This is a genomic window from Limnohabitans sp., assembly GCF_034680285.1.
Classification (GTDB): Bacteria; Pseudomonadota; Gammaproteobacteria; order Burkholderiales; family Burkholderiaceae_C; genus Limnohabitans_A.
In genome coordinates this window covers 358,552-375,885 of sequence record NZ_JAXITC010000001.1, presented here as the reverse complement: position 1 = coordinate 375,885, position 17,334 = coordinate 358,552, and the positions used below count along the sequence as shown (strand labels likewise).

The following is a 17,334-nucleotide window of genomic DNA, read 5'->3' as shown; positions in this document are numbered from 1 at the left end:
ACAGACGCTGGGGGCGGCTTTTCCAACCTTTTGGGTTAACCGCAAGGAGTCTCAATGCGTCATTACGAAATCATTTTGCTGATCCATCCCGATCAGTCCGAACAAGTTCCAGCCATGCTGGAGCGTTACAAAGGCATGATCGTTGCCGGCGGTGGTTCTATCCACCGTGTTGAAGACTGGGGCCGCCGCCAGCTGGCATACCAGATCAACAAGTTGGGCAAAGCCCACTACCTGTGCGTGAACATCGAAGCCGATCAGGCTGTGATGGCCGAACTCGAGCACGCGTTCAAGTTCAACGATGCCGTTCTGCGTCACCTGACTGTGCTGAAGAAAAAAGCCGACACCGGTCCTTCGTCCATGATGAAGACGGTCGAGCGCGAAGAAGCCCGCAAGTCACAACAAGCCGAATTCGCCGCTTGACACGTTCCTGTTGAGGAGTGAACCGTACCGAACTGACCGCCTGTATTGCCGAGCAAGCTGCTTTGCGATACACCCCCGCTGGTTTACCAGCTCTGGATTTGATTCTGGAGCATGCCTCTGAAGTAGAAGAGGTTGGGCAAATTCGCAAAGTCCAGTTGAAACTTCGTGCTTTGGCCTTCGGGTCGCTGGCGGAAAGACTGGTCAAGCAATCGGTGGGCAGTGTTTGGACATTCAAAGGCTTTTTGGCTACCCCTCGACAAGGCAAAAGTGTCGTGTTGCACATTCAAGAGTTTCAGCAAGATTAATTTCAGGAGGCCCCATGGCCACGTTCAAAAAATTCAACAAAGACAAGCGCCCTAAGCGCAACACCCAGTCACTGCTGTTCAAGCGCAAGCGTTTCTGCCGCTTCACAGTCACTGGCGTCGAAGAAATCGACTACAAAGATGTGGACACTTTGCGTGACTTCATCGCCGAAAACGGCAAGATCATCCCTGCACGCTTGACTGGCACCCGCGCCATTTTCCAGCGTCAGCTCAACACAGCCATCAAGCGTGCTCGCTTCCTGGCCATGTTGCCCTACACCGACCAGCACAAAGTCTAAGGAGTCCAACCATGCAAATCATTCTGCTCGAAAAGGTTGTGAACCTGGGTAATCTGGGCGATATCGTCAAAGTCAAAGACGGTTATGCCCGTAACTTCCTGATTCCTCAAGGCCGCGCACGCCGCGCCACAGAAACCAACAAGGCCGAGTTCGAAGCTCGCCGCGTTGAACTCGAAAAAGCCGCAGCTGCCAAATTGGCCGAAGCCCAAGCCCAAGGCGAAAAGCTGTCCGGCACGGTGGTCAAATTGTCACAAAAAGCCGGTGTGGATGGCCGTTTGTTTGGTTCCGTGACCAACAACGACATTGCCGAAGCGCTGAACAAGCAAGGCTACAAACTGCTCAAGTCCCAGATCCGCATGCCTTTGGGCCCGATCAAGACCGTCAGCGAGTCGACCGTGGCTGTGGCTTTGCACACCGACGTGGTGGTTGATGTGACCGTGACAGTGCTGGGCGAAACGGCCTGATACTGCCTGACGTCGTCAGACACTTCGAAAAACCGCAGGGCAAATACCCTGCGGTTTTTTTTCGTCTGCCATCAGCGACGGCGACTTGAACCCAGCAGGCCGCCCAACACCCCGCGCACGATTTCACGGCCAATGGCCGAACCCACAGTGCGTACGGCGCTTTTGACCACCATTTGGGCCACACCATCGCGTTGCCCACCACGCGGGCCCTTGCTGCCAAAGAGCAGGTCTGACAGACCGCCCATCATGCCGCTGCTCCCGGTCTCTGATGGGGCAGGGGCTTGGCCCTGTAAGCCGCCACCACTTGCAGCTGTGGCCGTGTTACCAGCGCTTGAACCTCGGATCTTTTCAAACGCAGACTCGCGGTCTTGTGCTTGTTCGTACACCCCGGCCACCAATGAGTCTTGAAGCAGTGCTTGGCGTTGCTCCGGGGTGATGGGCCCCAGCTGGCTTCCGGGTGGCAGCACAAACACCCGTTCGGTTTCACACGGGCGGCCTTTGCCATCCAAAAAGCTGATCAGGGCCTCGCCCACGGCCAACTCGGTGATGGCTGCCTCAATGTTCAGCCCAGCCTTGGGGCGCATCGTTTGTGCAGTAGAAGCCACCGCCTTTTGGTCGCGGGGTGTGTAGGCTCTTAAGGCATGCTGCACCCGGTTTCCCAACTGGCCCAGCACACTGTCGGGAATGTCCAGGGGGTTTTGGGTCACGAAATACACCCCTACGCCTTTGGATCGCACCAATCGGACCACCAACTCGATGCGCTCGATCAAGACAGTGGGGGCGTCTTTGAAAAGCAAGTGTGCTTCGTCAAAGAAGAACACCAGCTTGGGTTTTTCAGGGTCGCCGATTTCGGGCAGTACCTCGAACAACTCGGACAGCATCCACAGCAGGAAGGTGGCATACAGGCGCGGCGAGTTCATGAGCTTGTCTGCGGCCAGGATGTTCACCAGTCCCAGGCCCTGGGCATCGGTCTGCATGAGATCTTCGATGTTGAGCATCGGCTCACCAAAGAATTGGTCTCCACCCTGGGTCTCGATTTGCACCAAGCCTCGCTGGATGGCCCCGATGCTGGCCGCGCTGATGTTGCCGTACTCGGTGGTGAACTGTTTGGCATTGTCCCCCACGAACTGCAGCATGGCCCGCAGGTCTTTCATGTCCAGCAGCAGCAAACCGTTGTCGTCGGCGATCTTGAACACCAGGTTCAACACCCCCGCTTGTGTCTCGTTAAGGCCCAGCATGCGTGTCAGCAGCAAAGGGCCCATGTCGGAGATGGTGGCCCGCACCGGGTGGCCTTGCTCGCCAAAAACGTCCCACAAGGTGGTGGGGCAGGCCCTTGGTTCAGGCACGGCCATGCCGCGTTCTTTCAGCACAGCCACCAGTTTTTCGCCGATTTTCCCCCTCTGGCTGATACCACTCAGGTCACCTTTCACGTCGGCCATGAAAACCGGGACCCCCAGACGAGAAAAGTTTTCGGCCAAGGTTTGCAAAGTCACCGTTTTACCGGTCCCGGTAGCACCAGTGATCAGACCGTGCCGGTTGGCCAAGTTCGGCAGCAGGTGGCATTGAGCCTGTGAATTGAGTGCAATCAGCATCGGATCGGCCATGTTGCGATTTCTCCTGTCGGTGAAAAGTAAAATCCAAGCTCTAGGTTAAATCAACATTCAAGGAATTCCCGATGGCTGGCCACAGTAAATGGGCAAATATTCAGCACCGCAAGGGGCGGCAGGACGAAAAACGCCAGCGCATCTGGACCCGGGTGGTGCGTGAAATCATGGTCGCGGCCCGCACAGGGGGCGGTGATGTCAGTGCCAACCCTCGGTTGCGCTTGGCCATTGAAAAGGCCAAAGCGGCCAACATGCCGGCCGACACCATCAAGCGTAACGTCGACAAAGCCACCGGCAACCTGGAAGGGGTGAGCTACGAAGAAATCCGTTACGAAGGCTATGGCATCGGTGGCGCAGCCATCATCTTGGACACCATGACCGACAACCGGGTGCGCACTGTGGCCGAAGTGCGACATGCTTTGAGCAAGCACGGAGGCAATTTGGGCACAGAGGGGTCGGTCGCGTTTCAGTTCAAGCATTGCGGACAATTGATCTTCGCGCCAGGCACCGATGAAGACCAGCTCATGACCGTGGCACTCGAGGCGGGTGCTGAGGACGTCATCACCGACACTGACGGCGCCATTGAGGTGCTCTCGGCGTACACGGATTTTGAGTCGGTCAAAAATGCATTGGAATCAGCGGGCTTGGTGGCTGAGGTGGCCGAAGTGACAATGCGCCCCGAGAACAGTGTGACTCTGTCCGGTGATGATGCTGCCAAAATGCAAAAATTGCTGGATGTGTTGGAAGATTTGGATGACGTTCAAAACGTGTTCCACAACGCCGAATTTGAAGATTAAGGAAGTTGGATGAAAGTATTGGTAGTCGGCAGTGGTGGCCGCGAGCACGCCATGGCGTGGAAACTGGCGCAGTCGCCCAAAGTCCAGCAGGTTTATGTGGCCCCCGGCAACGGCGGCACGGCCAAAGACAAAAACTTGGTCAATGTGCCCATCACCGATTTAGCGGCCTTGCGGCAGTGGGCCCAAGCCAACGGCATCGGCCTGACCTTGGTCGGCCCCGAAGCCCCTTTGGCTGCAGGCATTGTGGACGATTTCCGGACCCATGGCCTGCGCATTTTTGGACCCACTCAAGCGGCTGCCCAGTTGGAAAGTTCCAAGGCCTTTTCCAAAGCTTTCATGCAGCGCCACGGCATCCCCACGGCCGTGTTTGAGACCTTCACTGATGCGGCTCTGGCGCACGCCTATGTAGACCGCCAAGGCGCCCCCATCGTAGTCAAGGCCGACGGCCTGGCGGCGGGCAAAGGGGTGGTGGTGGCCATGACCCTCGCCGAAGCCCACGAGGCGATTGACTTCATGCTTTTGGACAACACCCTCGGTGTGGCCCACAACGCAGGCGGCGCACGGGTGGTGATTGAGGAGTTTTTGCAAGGCGAAGAAGCCAGTTTCATGGTGCTGTGTGACGGCAAGAATGTGGCGGCCTTGGCCACCAGCCAAGACCACAAACGGTTGTTGGACGGCGACGAGGGCCCCAATACCGGCGGCATGGGGGCGTATTCACCCGCGCCCGTGGTCACGGCCGAGGTGCACGCGCGCGCTATGCGTGAGGTCATCATGCCCACCATTCGTGGCATGGAAAAAGACGGCATCACCTACACCGGTTTTTTGTACGCGGGCTTGATGATCGATCCGCAAGGCCGCATCAAGACCTTGGAGTTCAACTGCCGCATGGGTGATCCTGAGACCCAGCCCATCCTGATGCGGCTGAAGTCGGACCTGTTGGACGTACTGTTGGCTGCGACCTCAGAAGGTTTGGATACCTTTGAGATGGAATGGGACCGTCGCGTGGCCTTGGGCGTGGTCATGGCTGCGGCCGGTTACCCGATGAACCCACGCAAAGGCGATGCCATCACTGGCCTGCCCAAGGATCAGGACGATGCCATGGTGTTCCATGCGGGTACCAGCGAAAAAGACGGTCAAATTTGGACTTCGGGTGGGCGCGTGCTGTGTGTCACGGCGCTGGCCGACTCGGTCAAGCAAGCCCAGCAAAAGGCCTACCAAACCGCCAGCCCGATTGTCTTTGACGGCATGCAAATGCGCCTGGACATTGGTTACCGCGCCATCAAAAATTGAAGTACAACAAGTCTTCATGAGCAAGCAAACCCACCATCCAGTGACTTTCAAGGGCTCTCGTCTGGCCCGTTGGATTTTGAAAATGTTGGGTTGGCGCTTGGATTTCGAGGGCTTTCCAACCCGGCAGGGTGTGGCCATTGTGTACCCGCACACCAGCAATTGGGACTTCCCGATCGGTATGCTGGCCAAATGGGCACTGGGGATTCCAGCCCACTTTTGGGGCAAAGACTCCTTGTTCAAGTTTCCTCTGGTCGGTTCGTGGATGCGCTGGGTAGGCGGCATCCCCATTGACCGCAGCTCATCTCGCGGCGTGGTCGGGCAGATGGTCCATGTGTTCGAGCAGCACAAGCAAAATGACCAGTTGCTCTGGTTGGGCCTGGCCCCGGAGGGGACGCGCAGCCTCACTCCGGGATGGCGCAGCGGTTTTTACCAGTTGGCCCTGGGGGCTAAAGTGCCTCTGGCGCTCGTCAAGCTCGACTGGGGGCAACGCCGCTTCAGCGTGGTTGATTTTTACGATCTCTCAGGCCAAATAGAGCAGGATTACGCCCACATGGCTGAAATTTTCGAAGGCGTGCAGGGTTTTCATGCACACCAGATGGGACCGATTCTTCCGTGGAGCCCTGGACAGCCAACGCCACCCACCTCGTCAGAAACACAGTCCATTTCCTGAAACTTTTCAACGTTCCTACCCACCATGAGCAATAGCTTCGCACTCGGCACTGTCAAAGAATATCTGGTGGGCTTGCAGTCCCGCATCACTGGGGCCTTGACCGACCTCGATGGCACCCCCTTTCTGACCGATGTCTGGCAGAAAGACCCGGGCGAAAAACTCCAGGGCAATGGCATCACCCAGATTCTGGAAGGTGGGCCGATTTTTGAACGCGCTGGTTGCGGGTTTTCGCATGTCACCGGTCCACAATTGCCACCCTCGGCCACCCAACACCGCCCCGAACTCGCGGGCTCGGCTTTTGAGGCCATGGGTGTGTCACTGGTGTTTCATCCGCGCAACCCTTATGTGCCCACGGTGCACATGAACGTGCGCATGATTGCGGCCAAGCCTGAGGGCAGGGCGCCAGTGGCCTGGTTTGGTGGTGGCATGGACCTGACGCCCTATTACGGTTTTGACGAAGACGCGGTGCATTTCCACCAGACTTGCAAGGATGCGCTCAGCCCGTTTGGTGAAGGCTTGCACCCGCGTTTTAAAACCTGGTGTGATGATTATTTTTGCAACAAACATCGCCATGAACAACGCGGTGTGGGTGGCATTTTCTTCGACGATTTTTCCGAGTTGGGCATGAACCAAAGCTTTGCCATGATGCAAAGCGTGGGGGATGCCTTGCTGTCAGCCTACATGCCTCTGGTGCTGCGCCGCAAGGACACGCCCTATGGCGAGCGCGAGCGCGACTTCCAGCTCTACCGCCGTGGACGTTATGTGGAATTCAACCTGGTTTGGGACCGGGGTACGCATTTCGGTTTGCAGTCTGGCGGCCGCACCGAATCGATCTTGCTGTCGATGCCGCCCGAGGTTCGTTGGTCTTACCAGCGCCAAGACGAGGCGGGCTCGCCCGAGGCGCGTTTGCTCAGTCACTTTTTGGTGCCCAAGGCTTGGGTTTGACTCTGTCCCTGAACGCCACTTCCAGCCATGCAGGCGTCCAGCGTCTGGGTGTTTTTGGTGGATCGTTTGACCCGCCACACCCCGCGCACGTGGCAGTGGTCGAGTCGGCTATGGCTCAGTTGCACTTGGACCGCGTGCATGTGGTGCCCACCGGGCAGGCCTGGCATAAAACACGTGGTTTGACCGATGCCCGACATCGGGTGGCCATGACCCGTTTGGCTTTTGAGCATTTGCCCCAGGTGGTGGTGGACGAGCGTGAAGTTCTTCGTGAGGGCCCCAGCTACACCGTAGACACCTTGAAAGCGCTGCAAACCGAATATCCGCAGGCTCAGATCTATTTGTTGCTCGGGGATGACCAGCGCAGGTCTTTGCCATCGTGGCATCAGATCGACGAAATTGGTCGCATCGCTATAATCTGCGCCGCAGGCCGTGATATGGCAGTGCGAGCCTGGAATGAGAATTTGGACTCGCCCGCGTCACCAGCAAAACTTACTGACACGCTGCAAGCGCGCATCCTGACTCTGGACATGCCGCTGATGCCCCACAGTGCCACGGACATCCGTGTGCTGGCGGCCCAGGAGCAGACCTTGACCGGTCTGGTCACCCCCGCCATTGAGCGCTATATTCACGACCACCACCTCTACAGGCCCCTTTGATGACCGAAAACGCAGCCAAAAAAGACATCCAAAAACTCCAGAGGGCCATCGTCGATGCCTTGGAGGACGTCAAGGCCCAAGAAATCCAGGTGTTTGACACCGAGCATCTCTCTTCCTTGTTTGAGCGGGTCATCATCGCCTCAGGCACCTCGAACCGTCAGACCAAGGCGCTGGCTGCCAGCGTGCGCGATAAAGTTCGCAATGCTGGTTTTGGCAAGCCCCGCATCGAGGGCGAAGACAACGGAGAATGGATCATTGTGGATTGCGGCCCGGCCGTGGTGCACATCATGCAGCCGACCATCCGTACTTATTACAACCTGGAAGAAATCTGGGGCGGTACGCCTGTTCGCTTGAAATTCGGTGCACCTAAACCGGTGTCCACAGGCGAGGTCAAAGGCCACATCAAGAACTCTGTGGCCAAAAAAGCCAGCGTCAAAACCACTGCAGCCAAAACCACGGCATCCAAATCTGCTGCGGTCAAACCAGCAGCGAAGGCCAAGCCTGCATTGAAAGCCCCGGTCAAGTCGGTCAAGCCAGCGACCAAGACGGCTGCCAAAACAGCAAGCAAGTCGGCAGCCCCCTCGGCCGCCAAGAAGACGGCCAAGCCTGTGGCTAAAACGCCGGTTAAAACCAGCAAACCCACCATCAAAACCGTGGGCAAACCAGCCGCCAAGACAGCCGCCAAGACCTCTGCAAAACCTGCGGCCAAAAAGGCCCCGGCCCGCAAAGCCGTGCAAGCTGCCACCCGCCGCAAAGCCGATTGATCCTGCATGAAGCTGCTGATCGTTGCGGTCGGCCTGCGTGTGCCCGACTGGGCCCAGACGGCCTGGGACGACTACGCCAAACGTTTTCCGCCTGAGCTCAAAGTCGAGCTCAAGGCGGTGAAAACCGAGCCCCGCGGCTCCAAAACCCTGCCTACGCTCTATGCTGCGGAGCGTCAGCGCATCGAAGCGGCCATTCCTCGCGGCACCCGCATTGTGGTGCTCGACGAGCGAGGTACCAATTTGACCACCCAAGCGCTGGCTTCGCGTTTGACCAGCTGGCAGCTGGGCGGCGACGATGTGGCCTTGGTCATTGGTGGACCCGACGGGCTCGAGCCCGAGTTCCGGCAAAACGCGCACGAGCGCATCCGCTTGTCTGACCTGACTTTGCCTCACGCCATGGCCCGGGTGCTCTTGATCGAGCAGCTCTACCGCGCTTGGTCCATCAACGCCAACCATCCCTACCACCGCGAATGAGCGATTTCATTTACCTGGCCTCCCAAAGTCCCCGGCGCAGTCAACTGCTTGACCAAATTGGCGTGGCCCACAAGCTCCTCTTGGCCGGGCCTGACGAAGATGCCGAGTCTTTGGAGGACGTCCATGGCGCAGAAGCGCCGTCGCGTTATGTGGCAAGGGTTACGGGTCTAAAACTCGATGCTGCTTTGCAGCGGCGCAAGCGTCAGGGTTTGCCTGCTGCGCCTGTGCTGTGCGCCGACACCACCGTGTGCGTGGGAAGGGACATTTTAGGCAAACCTGCCGACCAAGCCGATGCCGTGCGCATCCTCCAGAGGCTGGCAGGCCAGTCGCATCGGGTGTTGACGGCCGTGGCCGTCCAAAAGGCAAACAAACGCGTTTCTTCGGTCTCAGAGTCATGGGTGCGCTTCGCGCCCATGTCCCTCGCACAAATTCGTGCCTATGTGGCCACGGGAGAGCCCATGGGCAAAGCCGGTGCTTACGGGGTGCAGGGCAGTGCTGCTGCTCATATTGAACAGATACGGGGCAGTTATTCAGGCATCATGGGACTGCCGCTGTTCGAGACCGCCACTTTGCTGCGATCGATCGGCGTGCGCTGTTGAGGCTTGGCGCCCAGTGGTGCGCTGATGGTGCTTTGCCTTTCTCCGTCTTGTTTTCATCTCTCCCGATCTGATGCCCTCCATGCAACAAGATATTTTGGTCAATTGGTCACCCCAGGAAACCCGTGTGGCGGTGGTGGAGTTCGCCGCAGTTCAAGAATTGCACGTGGAGCGAACGCTCGAGCGGGGCCTCGTCGGCAATGTGTATTTGGGCAAAGTGGCCCGCGTTTTGCCCGGCATGCAATCGGCCTTCATTGACATTGGCTTGGACAAAGCGGCTTTTTTGCATGTGGCCGATGTCTGGCAAAAGCATGCTGAGGGGGAGGCTGCAGCCGCCCGCACAGGCCAGCCTCTGGTACCGATCGAGAAGCAGGTGTTCGAGGGACGGGCCATCATGGTCCAGGTCATCAAGGACCCTTTGGGCACCAAAGGTGCCCGCTTGTCCACGCAAATCAGCATCGCGGGTCGTCATTTGGTGTTCTTGCCGCAAGACGACCACATTGGGGTGTCCCAAAAAATACCGGCCGACCAACGTGATGCACTGCGCCAAAGGCTGCAGGCTTTGGTGGGCCCAGCCGGGGGCGGCTTCATTTTGCGCACCAACGCCGAAGACTCCAGCGATGAAGAGTTGAGCGACGACATTGCCTACCTGCGCAAGACATGGGCCCGAATCAAGGAAGCCTCCATGCGCTTGCCACCCGCGTCCTTGCTGCACCAGGACCTGACACTGTTGCAGCGGGTTCTGCGCGATTTGGTGGGTGACGCGACGCAAAGCATTCGCATCGATTCACAAGAGCAGTTTGCCCAGTTGCAAGCCTTTGGCCAGGAATTCATGCCCAAAGCGGCCGAACGCCTGCAACTCTACAAAGGCGAAAGACCGATTTTTGACTTGTATGCCATTGATGAGGAAATCGCCAAGGCGCTGGGCCGCCGGGTCGAGTTGAAATCGGGCGGGTATTTGATCATCGACCAGACCGAGGCGCTGACCACGGTGGACGTGAACACGGGCGGTTATGTCGGTGCACGCAATTTTGAGGACACGATCTTCAAGACCAACCTGGAAGCTGCCCAAGCCATTGCCCGTCAATTGCGGTTGCGCAACTTGGGCGGCATCGTGATTGCCGATTTCATCGACATGTCCCGCACCGAGCACCAGGAGGCCGTGCTGGCCGAGTTCCGCAAACAACTGGCTCGTGACCGCGTCAAGACCATGGCCGGCGGTTTTTCATCGCTCGGTTTGCTGGAGATGACACGCAAACGCACCCGCGAGTCTTTGGCGCACATGCTGTGCGAACCGTGCCCCAGCTGTCAGGGCAAGGGCATTGTCAAAACACCGCGCTCGGTGGTCTACGACATTCTGCGAGAAATTTTGCGCGAGGCACGCCAGTTCAACCCGCGCGAGTTCCGAATCGTGGCGGCCTCGGCGGTCATCGATTTGCTGCTGGACGAAGAAAGCCAGCACCTGGCGGGTTTGTCTGACTTCATCGCCAAGCCCATTTCCTTGCAGGTCGAGTCCGCCATGGGGCCTGAGCAGTACGACATCGTGTTGCTCTGAAAATTTTCAGGCCAGTGGCTTGGTCTGAACGCCTTCTTCGCTGGCCCACTCTCCCCGGTGGTGCAGCCGCGCGTAAGCGCCACCTTGGGCCAGCAACTCGCCGGGGGCCCCTTGTTCAACAATCTGGCCACTTTCCATCACCACGACCCGGTCGGCGTGTTCAATGGTGGACAGTCGGTGCGCCACGATCAAGGTTGTGCGTCCTTGCATGAGTTTTTGCAGGGCGTCTTGAACCAAGCGCTCGGACTCGTTGTCCAGTGCCGAGGTGGCCTCATCCAGAATCAAAATGGGCGCATCTTTGTAAAGAGCGCGGGCAATGGCCAAACGCTGGCGCTGTCCGCCTGAGAGCTGGCTGGCGTTGTGACCCAGAAGCGTGTCCATGCCTTGCGGCATGAGCGACACATGACCCCACAGATTGGCGGCTTCAAGGCTGGCCTGGATGCGCTGCGGGTCGGCATGATGTCCCAGACACACATTGGCAGCCACGGTGTCGTTGAGCATGACCACATCTTGACTGACCATGGCGATCTGTCGGCGCAAACTGTCCAAACGCCAGTGCTGGATGGGGACTCCATCGATGAGGACCTCGCCAGAGGTGGCCTCGACAAATCGCGGTAGCAATTGGATCAAGGTGGTTTTGCCAGCGCCCGATGTGCCGACCAAAGCCACCGTTTCGCCCGGTTCGACTTTGAGACTAACGCCCGACAAGGCCGGCTGGCCATCTGGGCTGAATTGCAAATGCACACCGCGCCATTCAACAGAGCCCTCGGCACGGGGGCTGGTATGGGTCCCTTGGGATTCTTCTTGGGCTTCGTGCATGAGGGTCAGGCCTCTTTCGAGCGCAGCCAAGCCACGGGTGATGGGGCTGGAGATTTCAGCCAGCCGCTTGATGGGGGCAATCAGCATCAGCATGGCCGTGATGAAGGCGACGAAGCCGCCCACAGTGGCCCCAGAAGCACCATTTTGACTTTGGTGTAGGGCGATCACCAGCACCATGGACAAGGACAAAGCGGCCATGACTTGTGTCAGCGGGGACATGGCGGCCGAGGCCACAGTGGTTTTCAACGCCAAACGGCGCAGCACCTTGGCCAGTTGGTCAAAACGATCCATTTGGTGAGATTGGCCGCCTTGCAGACGCACCACGCGGTGAGCCAGCACATTTTCCTCGACCACATAAGCCAAGTCATCGGTCGCGCTCTGGGTTTCCTTGGTCAATTTGTAAAGCCGCCGAGAAAGCGCCTTCATGATCCAGCTCAAGCCTGGGGCCACGGTAAACACCACCAAGGTGAGCTTCCAGTTAAGCCACATCAAATAACTGAGCAAAGCGATCAGTGTGAAACCATCTCGCGCCAAAGCAATGACAGCTGAGACCAATTGGGAGGCGCCGTTTTGCACCTCGTACACGATGGTGTTGGACAAAGCGCTGGCCGATTGTTTGGAGAAAAGCGACAAATCGGCTTTCATGAGTCGCCCAAACAGTTCAGAGCGGAGTTTTTCCATGCCATCGTTGGTCAACCTGGACAAGGCGTACTGAGAGACGAAGTTGGCCACGCCCCTCACCGTAAACAGGCCCACTACAGCCACGGGTATGGCCCAAAGGGGCAGTTTGTTTTCGGCAAAACCTTTGTCCAAAAGCGGCTGGAACAAGGCTGGAATCATCGGCTCGGTCAAAGCAGCCATCAAAGTGGCCAAAACCGCCACCGCCCAAATGCCTTTTTGGTTGCCAAAATAGGGTGCCAATTTGCGCATTCTTTGGGGAATGCTCAAGGTTGAAGGGGTTTGGGGATGTGGCTCACGCATCCGCCTGATTGTAAGTAGTTGAGCTCTTTGGCCCAGAGAAAATGCGTTTCTACGGTGTACGATCACGGCTTTATCATCACAACGAATCTTTTGCCCCTCATGAAGCTTGTTTTTTTGCGCATGGGCCTGCTGTCCAGCTTGATCCACCTGCTGCTTTTAAGCCTCCTGGCCATCCCTGCTTGGGCGCAGTTTCGCGTCGAAGTGACGGGTGTGGGCATGACCCAATTGCCCGTGGTGATGGTCCCGTTCAAAGGCGAGGCGGCAGCGCCGCAAAAATTGGCCAACATTGTCGAATCCGACTTGGAGCGCAGCGGACAGTTCAAGGGTTTGCCTGCTGGCTCAGCCCTGATGGATGAGTCGAGTCGTCCCGATTGGTCACCTTGGCGGCAACTTTCAGCCGAAGCGCTGCTGGCAGGTTCGGTCACGCGTTTGGCCGACGGCCGTTATGACGTGCGAGCCCGTTTGTGGGATGTGGTCAAGGGCCAAGACAAAGGTGATTTCAAGGACACGGTCAGTGCCGCCGAGTTGCGTCTGTCAGCGCACCGCATTGCCGATTGGGTCTATCTGCAGTTGACAGGGACGCCGGGCGCCTTTGCGTCGCGCATCAGTTACGTGACCAAGTCGGGTGGACGCTACTCTTTGTGGATTGCCGATTCCGATGGTGAGAACGCCCAATCTGCCCTGACGAGCCCTGAGCCCATCATTTCGCCTTCTTGGTCGCCCAGCGGGAGTCAGTTGGCCTATGTGTCGTTTGAACAGCGCAAACCCGTGGTCTATGTGCATGAGTTGGCCACAGGGCAACGCCGAGCCGTGGCCAATTTCAAGGGCTCCAACAGCGCCCCGGCTTGGAGTGCTGACGGCAAATCCTTGGCGGCCACACTCAGTCGCGATGGCGGCTCCCAGTTGTTTCGCATCGACCTGCAAGGTGGTGAGCCACGCCGCTTGACCCAGTCGGGCAGCATCAACACGGAACCCGCTTTTTCTCCGGACGGCAGTGCGCTGTTTTTTGTGAGTGACCGTGGTGGTAGCCCTCAGATCTACCGCATGCCTGCCCAAGGCGGCCCAGCGGAGCGGGTCACCTTTTCTGGCACTTACAATATTTCCCCTGCGGTGAGTCCAGACGGCCGTTGGCTGGCCTATGTATCGCGCATGGGTGGTGGATACCGCTTGCACCTGATGGAGTTGTCTTCTGGACAGGTCACCGCGCTGACCGACACCAACGCCGATGAGCGCCCCAGTTTTGCCCCCAATAGCCGACTGTTGGTCTACGCTTCGATTTTTCAGGGGCGTGAATCCTTGATGACCACCACATTAGATGGCCGAGTCAAAGCACGCTTGGCGGGTCAGGGTGGCGACATTCGGGAGCCCCATTGGGGACCAATGCGTAAATGATTTTGGAAAATTCTTTTTGTTAATTGATGAGGTAAAACATGACGACTAAATTTTTGGCCAGCGCTTTGATGGTGGCACTTTTGGCGGGTTGCGCGTCTGGTGTGAAGTTGGACGATGTGCCTGTGGAAGACAAGTCGGCCACATCTTCGGGGGGTTCGACGCAGGGCATTGGCACCAATCCAAGTGGTGCACAAACTGGCGTGGCCAGCGTGGTGGTCGACAAGTCGGGCATAGGCATCGGTCCTGTGGGGGTCGCCCATGTGGTCTTTTTTGACTATGACAGCTTTGTGGTGCGCGCTGAAGCCCGTCCAGTGATCGAAAGCCATGCACGATTCTTGCAGGCCAACAAGCAACGCAAAGCCAATTTGGAAGGCCACACCGACGAACGCGGTGGCCGTGAATACAACCTGGCTTTGGGTCAAAAGCGTGCTGAAGCCGTCCGTCAGGCCTTGAGCCTGATGGGTGTCCCCGAGAGCCAGCTGGAAGCCGTGAGTTACGGCAAGGAAAAACCTGCAGCCCAAGGCTCAGCAGAAGCCGACTTGGCTAAAAACCGCCGCGTTGAAATCCGGTATTGAACCGCATGAGCTCGCGCACCATGTCTGCATTGACTTGTTCAAGATGGGTTTTCGTGTGGGGCCTGTTCGCTTGGATGGGCGCCGCTCAGGCGGCTCTTTTTGGAGATGATGAGGCCCGTAAAGCCATTTTGGATTTGCGCCAACGGGTGGAGCAATCGAATGCGGCCATCAAAGGCCTGGCGGATGAAAATGCCCAGTTGCGCCGTGCCTTGCTTGATTTTCAAGGCCAGATTGATGGGCTGAAATCGGAGTTATCACAAAGCCGTGGTGCCCAAGAGCAATCCATGCGAACCCAGGCGGAATTGGCCCGAGCCTTGTCTGAGTCGCAGATTCGCCAAAAAGACTTGGCCCAGGGCGTGGAAGACCGCTTACGCCGCTTCGATCCTGTGAAGGTGACTTTGGAGGGGGTCGAGTTCATGGCGGAGCCCGCTGAAAAGCGTGACTACGATGCCGCCATGGAGACCTTTCGCAAAGGGGATTTTGCAGCGGCTCAAGTGGCCTTGAATGCATTCATTCAGCGTTACCGTACCAGCGGTTACAACGATTCGGCCTTGTTTTGGTTGGGTAACGCCCAGTACGCCAACAAGGATTACAAAGAGTCGATGGCGAATTTCCAGAAGCTGCTGAAATCGGCTCCGACCCACCCCAGGGCCTCTGAGGCCATGTTGGCTGTGGCCAACGTTCAAATTGAATTGAAGGACCTCAAAGGGGCCCGCAAAACGATGGAAGAGTTGGTCAAAGCCTATCCCGCCTCCGAAACCGCAGCCACGGCACGCGATCGCTTGACGCGTTTGCGCTGAAGTGCGGGGCCATCGGTGATCAGCCTAGAACAGTTACAGCTACAAACGAATGGGGTATTGGGGCTGACTTTTTTGTTGGCCACCTTGGCCGGGGCGCTGTTTCACCGCAGTCACTTTTGCACCATGGGTGCGATCAGTGACTGGGTCATCATGGGGAACACCCAACGTGCCAAGCAATGGGCCATGGCGGTTGCTGTGGCCGTTTTGGGCTTTGGCTTTTTGTCTTGGCGAGGTGTGATCAGTCCCTTCAACACCATTTATGCCAATCCACAGCTCAGTTGGCTTTCTCTCCTGTTGGGTGGTTTTTTATTTGGCGTTGGGATGGTGCTTGGCTCGGGCTGTGCCAGCAAGTCCTTGGTGCGATTGGGTGGGGGCAATCTGAAGTCCTTGGTGGTTTTGATGGCCATGGGCATCTCAGCCTTGGCCACTCTGCGTGGCCTCACAGCCGTTTGGCGTGTGAATGCATTGGACCCCGTCAGCATCGGTACCGGCCCCGGCCCCTTTGTGGGGCAATGGTTGGCCAGTGTCACCGAGTGGGGCACACCTGTGTCCAGTTTTATGGCCGCTTGTGTGGTGTCTGCCTCGGTCATTTTCTGGGTTTTCAAAGACCGGTCATCGATCGCATGGCCCGAAGTCGTTTCTGGCGCAGGCATAGGTGTTTTGGTGGTGGGGCTTTGGTGGGTGAGTGGAGTCATGGGATTCCTACCAGAGCATCCTGAGACCTTAGAGCCTGTTTTTTTGGCCTCCGCCAGTGGTCGCATGGAATCCATGAGCTTGACAGCACCCGTCGCCTATGGGTGGGATGCTTTGATGTATTTCAGTGACGGCACCAAAAAACTGTCGCTGGGCATGGCCTCTGCCCTGGGCTTGTTGTTGGGTGCTTGGGCCCATGCTTTTTGGCAGGGTGACTTCCGCTGGGAAGGTTTCAAACAAACGGAAGATTTGGTGCTGCATTTGCTGGGGGGCACCTTAATGGGTATGGGTGGTGTTTTGGCCATGGGTTGCACCATCGGTCAGGGGCTGTCGGGTTTGTCCACCCTGAGTTTGGGCAGTTTCCTCGCTGTTTTGGGCATCGTGGCTGGTGGCGTGGCCGCATTGAGTTGGCAGCAGCACCGAGCGGAGGCATCGGTATGAACGTGGGGCAGGACGAGCGGGCTGCTGGCGCACGCCGTTTTGGTGGACTGGAACGCTTGTATGGTGTGCTGGGGGCACAACGCATTCGCCAAGCCCATGTGGCGGTGGTGGGCATCGGTGGTGTGGGTTCTTGGGTGGCCGAAGCACTGGCCCGCAGTGGTGTTGCCCGTTTGAGCCTGATCGACATGGACCACATTGCAGAGTCCAACATCAACCGCCAGATCCATGCCTTGAGCACCAACACAGGTCAAGCCAAAGTTCAGGCCATGCGTGATCGCATTGCTTTGATCCATGCCGATTGCCATGTCGATGCGATCGATGAGTTTGTCAGCCCCGACAACTGGCCAGCGCTTTTGAGGGGGCAGCCGGATGCACTGATCGATGCCTGTGACCAGGTCAGTGCCAAAGTGGCCATGGCGCATTGGGCGATGCAAAACAAAGTGGGTTTCATCACAGTGGGCGCCGCTGGGGGCAAGCGATTGGCGCACAAAGTGGATGTCGACGATTTGTCCAAAATCACCCACGACCCCTTGTTGGCTCAATTGCGCTACCGTTTGCGCAAGCACCACGGTGCAGCCCGTGGTGACAAACGCATGGGCATTCAGGGCGTGTTCAGTCGTGAAGCAGTAGCTCCTCCCGATGCAAGCTGTGCGGTCGAAGGGGATGGCTCACTCAATTGCCACGGCTATGGATCGGTGGTCAGCGTCACGGCCACCTTCGGCATGTGTGCCGCCTCAGAAATTTTGAACTTTTTGGCCGCTGCTGATTTGAAGCCCCAAAAATAAGGCTATAATTCA

At 57.7% G+C, this 17,334-nt stretch carries 20 protein-coding genes; 18 read left to right on the top strand and 2 right to left on the bottom strand.

Features of this window, described 5'->3' with window-relative positions; translation table 11 throughout:
- The first annotated feature begins 54 nt into the window (after positions 1-54).
- Genes rpsF through rplI form a run of 4 tightly spaced genes read left to right on the top strand, consistent with a single transcriptional unit; the run spans position 55 to position 1,485 of the window.
- Positions 55-420 (top strand): 30S ribosomal protein S6, encoded by a 366-nt coding sequence (rpsF, locus tag SWE17_RS01755; RefSeq protein WP_322991408.1) that lies wholly within the window; start codon positions 55-57, stop codon positions 418-420.
- Between the two features lie 17 nt (positions 421-437).
- Positions 438-725: a primosomal replication protein N gene (priB, locus tag SWE17_RS01750; protein ID WP_322991407.1), complete on the top strand. Its 288-nt coding sequence runs from the start codon at positions 438-440 to the stop codon at positions 723-725.
- A gap of 14 nt (positions 726-739) precedes the next feature.
- Positions 740-1,021 carry a 30S ribosomal protein S18 gene (rpsR, locus tag SWE17_RS01745; protein WP_019427495.1) on the top strand — a complete coding sequence of 94 codons (282 nt, stop codon included), beginning with the start codon at positions 740-742 and terminating at the stop codon, positions 1,019-1,021.
- Positions 1,022-1,032: 11 nt separating this feature from the next.
- A complete protein-coding gene (gene rplI, locus SWE17_RS01740) occupies positions 1,033-1,485 on the top strand; it encodes a 50S ribosomal protein L9 (protein WP_100119749.1) in 453 nt (150 codons plus the stop codon).
- Between the two features lie 71 nt (positions 1,486-1,556).
- On the opposite strand, the gene SWE17_RS01735 is transcribed toward rplI, so the two are convergent.
- On the bottom strand, positions 1,557-3,089 hold the full coding sequence (locus SWE17_RS01735) for a DUF853 domain-containing protein (RefSeq protein ID WP_322991406.1): 1,533 nt from the start codon (positions 3,087-3,089) through the stop codon (positions 1,557-1,559).
- Between the two features lie 71 nt (positions 3,090-3,160).
- Here SWE17_RS01735 and SWE17_RS01730 point away from each other — a divergent pair, with 71 nt between their 5' ends.
- The 9 genes from SWE17_RS01730 to rng all read left to right on the top strand — a co-directional run bounded on the left by SWE17_RS01730 (position 3,161) and on the right by rng (position 10,836).
- Positions 3,161-3,886 carry a YebC/PmpR family DNA-binding transcriptional regulator gene (locus tag SWE17_RS01730; protein WP_322991405.1) on the top strand — a complete coding sequence of 242 codons (726 nt, stop codon included), beginning with the start codon at positions 3,161-3,163 and terminating at the stop codon, positions 3,884-3,886.
- A gap of 9 nt (positions 3,887-3,895) precedes the next feature.
- Positions 3,896-5,176, top strand: a complete 1,281-nt coding sequence (gene purD / locus SWE17_RS01725) for a phosphoribosylamine--glycine ligase (protein WP_322991404.1) — start codon at positions 3,896-3,898, stop codon at positions 5,174-5,176.
- Between the two features lie 16 nt (positions 5,177-5,192).
- Positions 5,193-5,846 carry a 1-acyl-sn-glycerol-3-phosphate acyltransferase gene (locus SWE17_RS01720; RefSeq protein WP_322991403.1) on the top strand — a complete coding sequence of 218 codons (654 nt, stop codon included), beginning with the start codon at positions 5,193-5,195 and terminating at the stop codon, positions 5,844-5,846.
- A gap of 24 nt (positions 5,847-5,870) precedes the next feature.
- On the top strand, positions 5,871-6,791 hold the full coding sequence (gene hemF, locus SWE17_RS01715; RefSeq protein WP_322991402.1) for an oxygen-dependent coproporphyrinogen oxidase: 921 nt from the start codon (positions 5,871-5,873) through the stop codon (positions 6,789-6,791).
- Positions 6,782-7,447 (top strand): nicotinate (nicotinamide) nucleotide adenylyltransferase, encoded by a 666-nt coding sequence (gene nadD / locus SWE17_RS01710; RefSeq protein WP_322991401.1) that lies wholly within the window; start codon positions 6,782-6,784, stop codon positions 7,445-7,447. Before hemF ends, nadD begins: the two co-directional genes overlap by 10 nt.
- Complete coding sequence (gene rsfS, locus SWE17_RS01705) at positions 7,447-8,211, top strand: ribosome silencing factor (protein ID WP_322991400.1); 765 nt, start codon at positions 7,447-7,449, stop codon at positions 8,209-8,211. The genes nadD and rsfS overlap by 1 nt, the downstream gene beginning before the upstream one ends.
- A gap of 6 nt (positions 8,212-8,217) precedes the next feature.
- A complete protein-coding gene (gene rlmH, locus SWE17_RS01700) occupies positions 8,218-8,685 on the top strand; it encodes a 23S rRNA (pseudouridine(1915)-N(3))-methyltransferase RlmH (RefSeq protein WP_322991399.1) in 468 nt (155 codons plus the stop codon).
- Positions 8,682-9,284 carry a Maf family protein gene (locus tag SWE17_RS01695; protein ID WP_322991398.1) on the top strand — a complete coding sequence of 201 codons (603 nt, stop codon included), beginning with the start codon at positions 8,682-8,684 and terminating at the stop codon, positions 9,282-9,284. Before rlmH ends, SWE17_RS01695 begins: the two co-directional genes overlap by 4 nt.
- A 79-nt stretch (positions 9,285-9,363) precedes the next feature.
- Positions 9,364-10,836 carry a ribonuclease G gene (gene rng / locus SWE17_RS01690; RefSeq protein WP_322991397.1) on the top strand — a complete coding sequence of 491 codons (1,473 nt, stop codon included), beginning with the start codon at positions 9,364-9,366 and terminating at the stop codon, positions 10,834-10,836.
- Between the two features lie 6 nt (positions 10,837-10,842).
- Here the strand turns inward: rng and msbA are convergent, their stop codons facing one another.
- Positions 10,843-12,636 carry a lipid A export permease/ATP-binding protein MsbA gene (msbA, locus tag SWE17_RS01685; RefSeq protein WP_322991396.1) on the bottom strand — a complete coding sequence of 598 codons (1,794 nt, stop codon included), beginning with the start codon at positions 12,634-12,636 and terminating at the stop codon, positions 10,843-10,845.
- A 120-nt stretch (positions 12,637-12,756) separates the two neighbouring features.
- On the opposite strand from msbA, the gene tolB reads away from it, so the two are divergent.
- The 5 genes from tolB (at position 12,757) to SWE17_RS01660 (ending at position 17,322) form a co-directional block, all read left to right on the top strand.
- Positions 12,757-14,028 (top strand): Tol-Pal system beta propeller repeat protein TolB, encoded by a 1,272-nt coding sequence (gene tolB / locus SWE17_RS01680; protein WP_322991419.1) that lies wholly within the window; start codon positions 12,757-12,759, stop codon positions 14,026-14,028.
- Positions 14,029-14,066: 38 nt separating this feature from the next.
- The gene (gene pal, locus SWE17_RS01675) at positions 14,067-14,603 is read left to right on the top strand and encodes a peptidoglycan-associated lipoprotein Pal (protein ID WP_322991395.1); all 537 of its coding nucleotides are present in this window, start codon (positions 14,067-14,069) and stop codon (positions 14,601-14,603) included.
- Positions 14,604-14,623: 20 nt separating this feature from the next.
- On the top strand, positions 14,624-15,403 hold the full coding sequence (ybgF, locus tag SWE17_RS01670) for a tol-pal system protein YbgF (RefSeq protein WP_322991394.1): 780 nt from the start codon (positions 14,624-14,626) through the stop codon (positions 15,401-15,403).
- Positions 15,404-15,526: 123 nt separating this feature from the next.
- Positions 15,527-16,537 (top strand): YeeE/YedE family protein, encoded by a 1,011-nt coding sequence (locus tag SWE17_RS01665; protein ID WP_416234947.1) that lies wholly within the window; start codon positions 15,527-15,529, stop codon positions 16,535-16,537.
- A complete protein-coding gene (locus SWE17_RS01660; RefSeq protein WP_322991392.1) occupies positions 16,534-17,322 on the top strand; it encodes a tRNA threonylcarbamoyladenosine dehydratase in 789 nt (262 codons plus the stop codon). Before SWE17_RS01665 ends, SWE17_RS01660 begins: the two co-directional genes overlap by 4 nt.
- Positions 17,323-17,334 lie beyond the last annotated feature (12 nt).

Bases quoted from the DNA above. Each gene is read 5' to 3' on its own strand.
- rpsF (WP_322991408.1), top strand. From the start codon at position 55: ATGCGTCATTACGAAATCATTTTGCTGATCCATCCCGATCAGTCCGAA.
- rpsR (WP_019427495.1), top strand. From the start codon at position 740: ATGGCCACGTTCAAAAAATTCAACAAAGACAAGCGCCCTAAGCGCAAC.
- rplI (WP_100119749.1), top strand. From the start codon at position 1,033: ATGCAAATCATTCTGCTCGAAAAGGTTGTGAACCTGGGTAATCTGGGC.
- SWE17_RS01735 (WP_322991406.1), bottom strand. From the start codon at position 3,089: ATGGCCGATCCGATGCTGATTGCACTCAATTCACAGGCTCAATGCCAC.
- SWE17_RS01730 (WP_322991405.1), top strand. From the start codon at position 3,161: ATGGCTGGCCACAGTAAATGGGCAAATATTCAGCACCGCAAGGGGCGG.
- purD (WP_322991404.1), top strand. From the start codon at position 3,896: ATGAAAGTATTGGTAGTCGGCAGTGGTGGCCGCGAGCACGCCATGGCG.
- SWE17_RS01720 (WP_322991403.1), top strand. From the start codon at position 5,193: ATGAGCAAGCAAACCCACCATCCAGTGACTTTCAAGGGCTCTCGTCTG.
- hemF (WP_322991402.1), top strand. From the start codon at position 5,871: ATGAGCAATAGCTTCGCACTCGGCACTGTCAAAGAATATCTGGTGGGC.
- rsfS (WP_322991400.1), top strand. From the start codon at position 7,447: ATGACCGAAAACGCAGCCAAAAAAGACATCCAAAAACTCCAGAGGGCC.
- rlmH (WP_322991399.1), top strand. From the start codon at position 8,218: ATGAAGCTGCTGATCGTTGCGGTCGGCCTGCGTGTGCCCGACTGGGCC.
- SWE17_RS01695 (WP_322991398.1), top strand. From the start codon at position 8,682: ATGAGCGATTTCATTTACCTGGCCTCCCAAAGTCCCCGGCGCAGTCAA.
- rng (WP_322991397.1), top strand. From the start codon at position 9,364: ATGCAACAAGATATTTTGGTCAATTGGTCACCCCAGGAAACCCGTGTG.
- msbA (WP_322991396.1), bottom strand. From the start codon at position 12,636: ATGCGTGAGCCACATCCCCAAACCCCTTCAACCTTGAGCATTCCCCAA.
- tolB (WP_322991419.1), top strand. From the start codon at position 12,757: ATGGGCCTGCTGTCCAGCTTGATCCACCTGCTGCTTTTAAGCCTCCTG.
- pal (WP_322991395.1), top strand. From the start codon at position 14,067: ATGACGACTAAATTTTTGGCCAGCGCTTTGATGGTGGCACTTTTGGCG.
- ybgF (WP_322991394.1), top strand. From the start codon at position 14,624: ATGTCTGCATTGACTTGTTCAAGATGGGTTTTCGTGTGGGGCCTGTTC.
- SWE17_RS01665 (WP_416234947.1), top strand. From the start codon at position 15,527: ATGGGTGCGATCAGTGACTGGGTCATCATGGGGAACACCCAACGTGCC.
- SWE17_RS01660 (WP_322991392.1), top strand. From the start codon at position 16,534: ATGAACGTGGGGCAGGACGAGCGGGCTGCTGGCGCACGCCGTTTTGGT.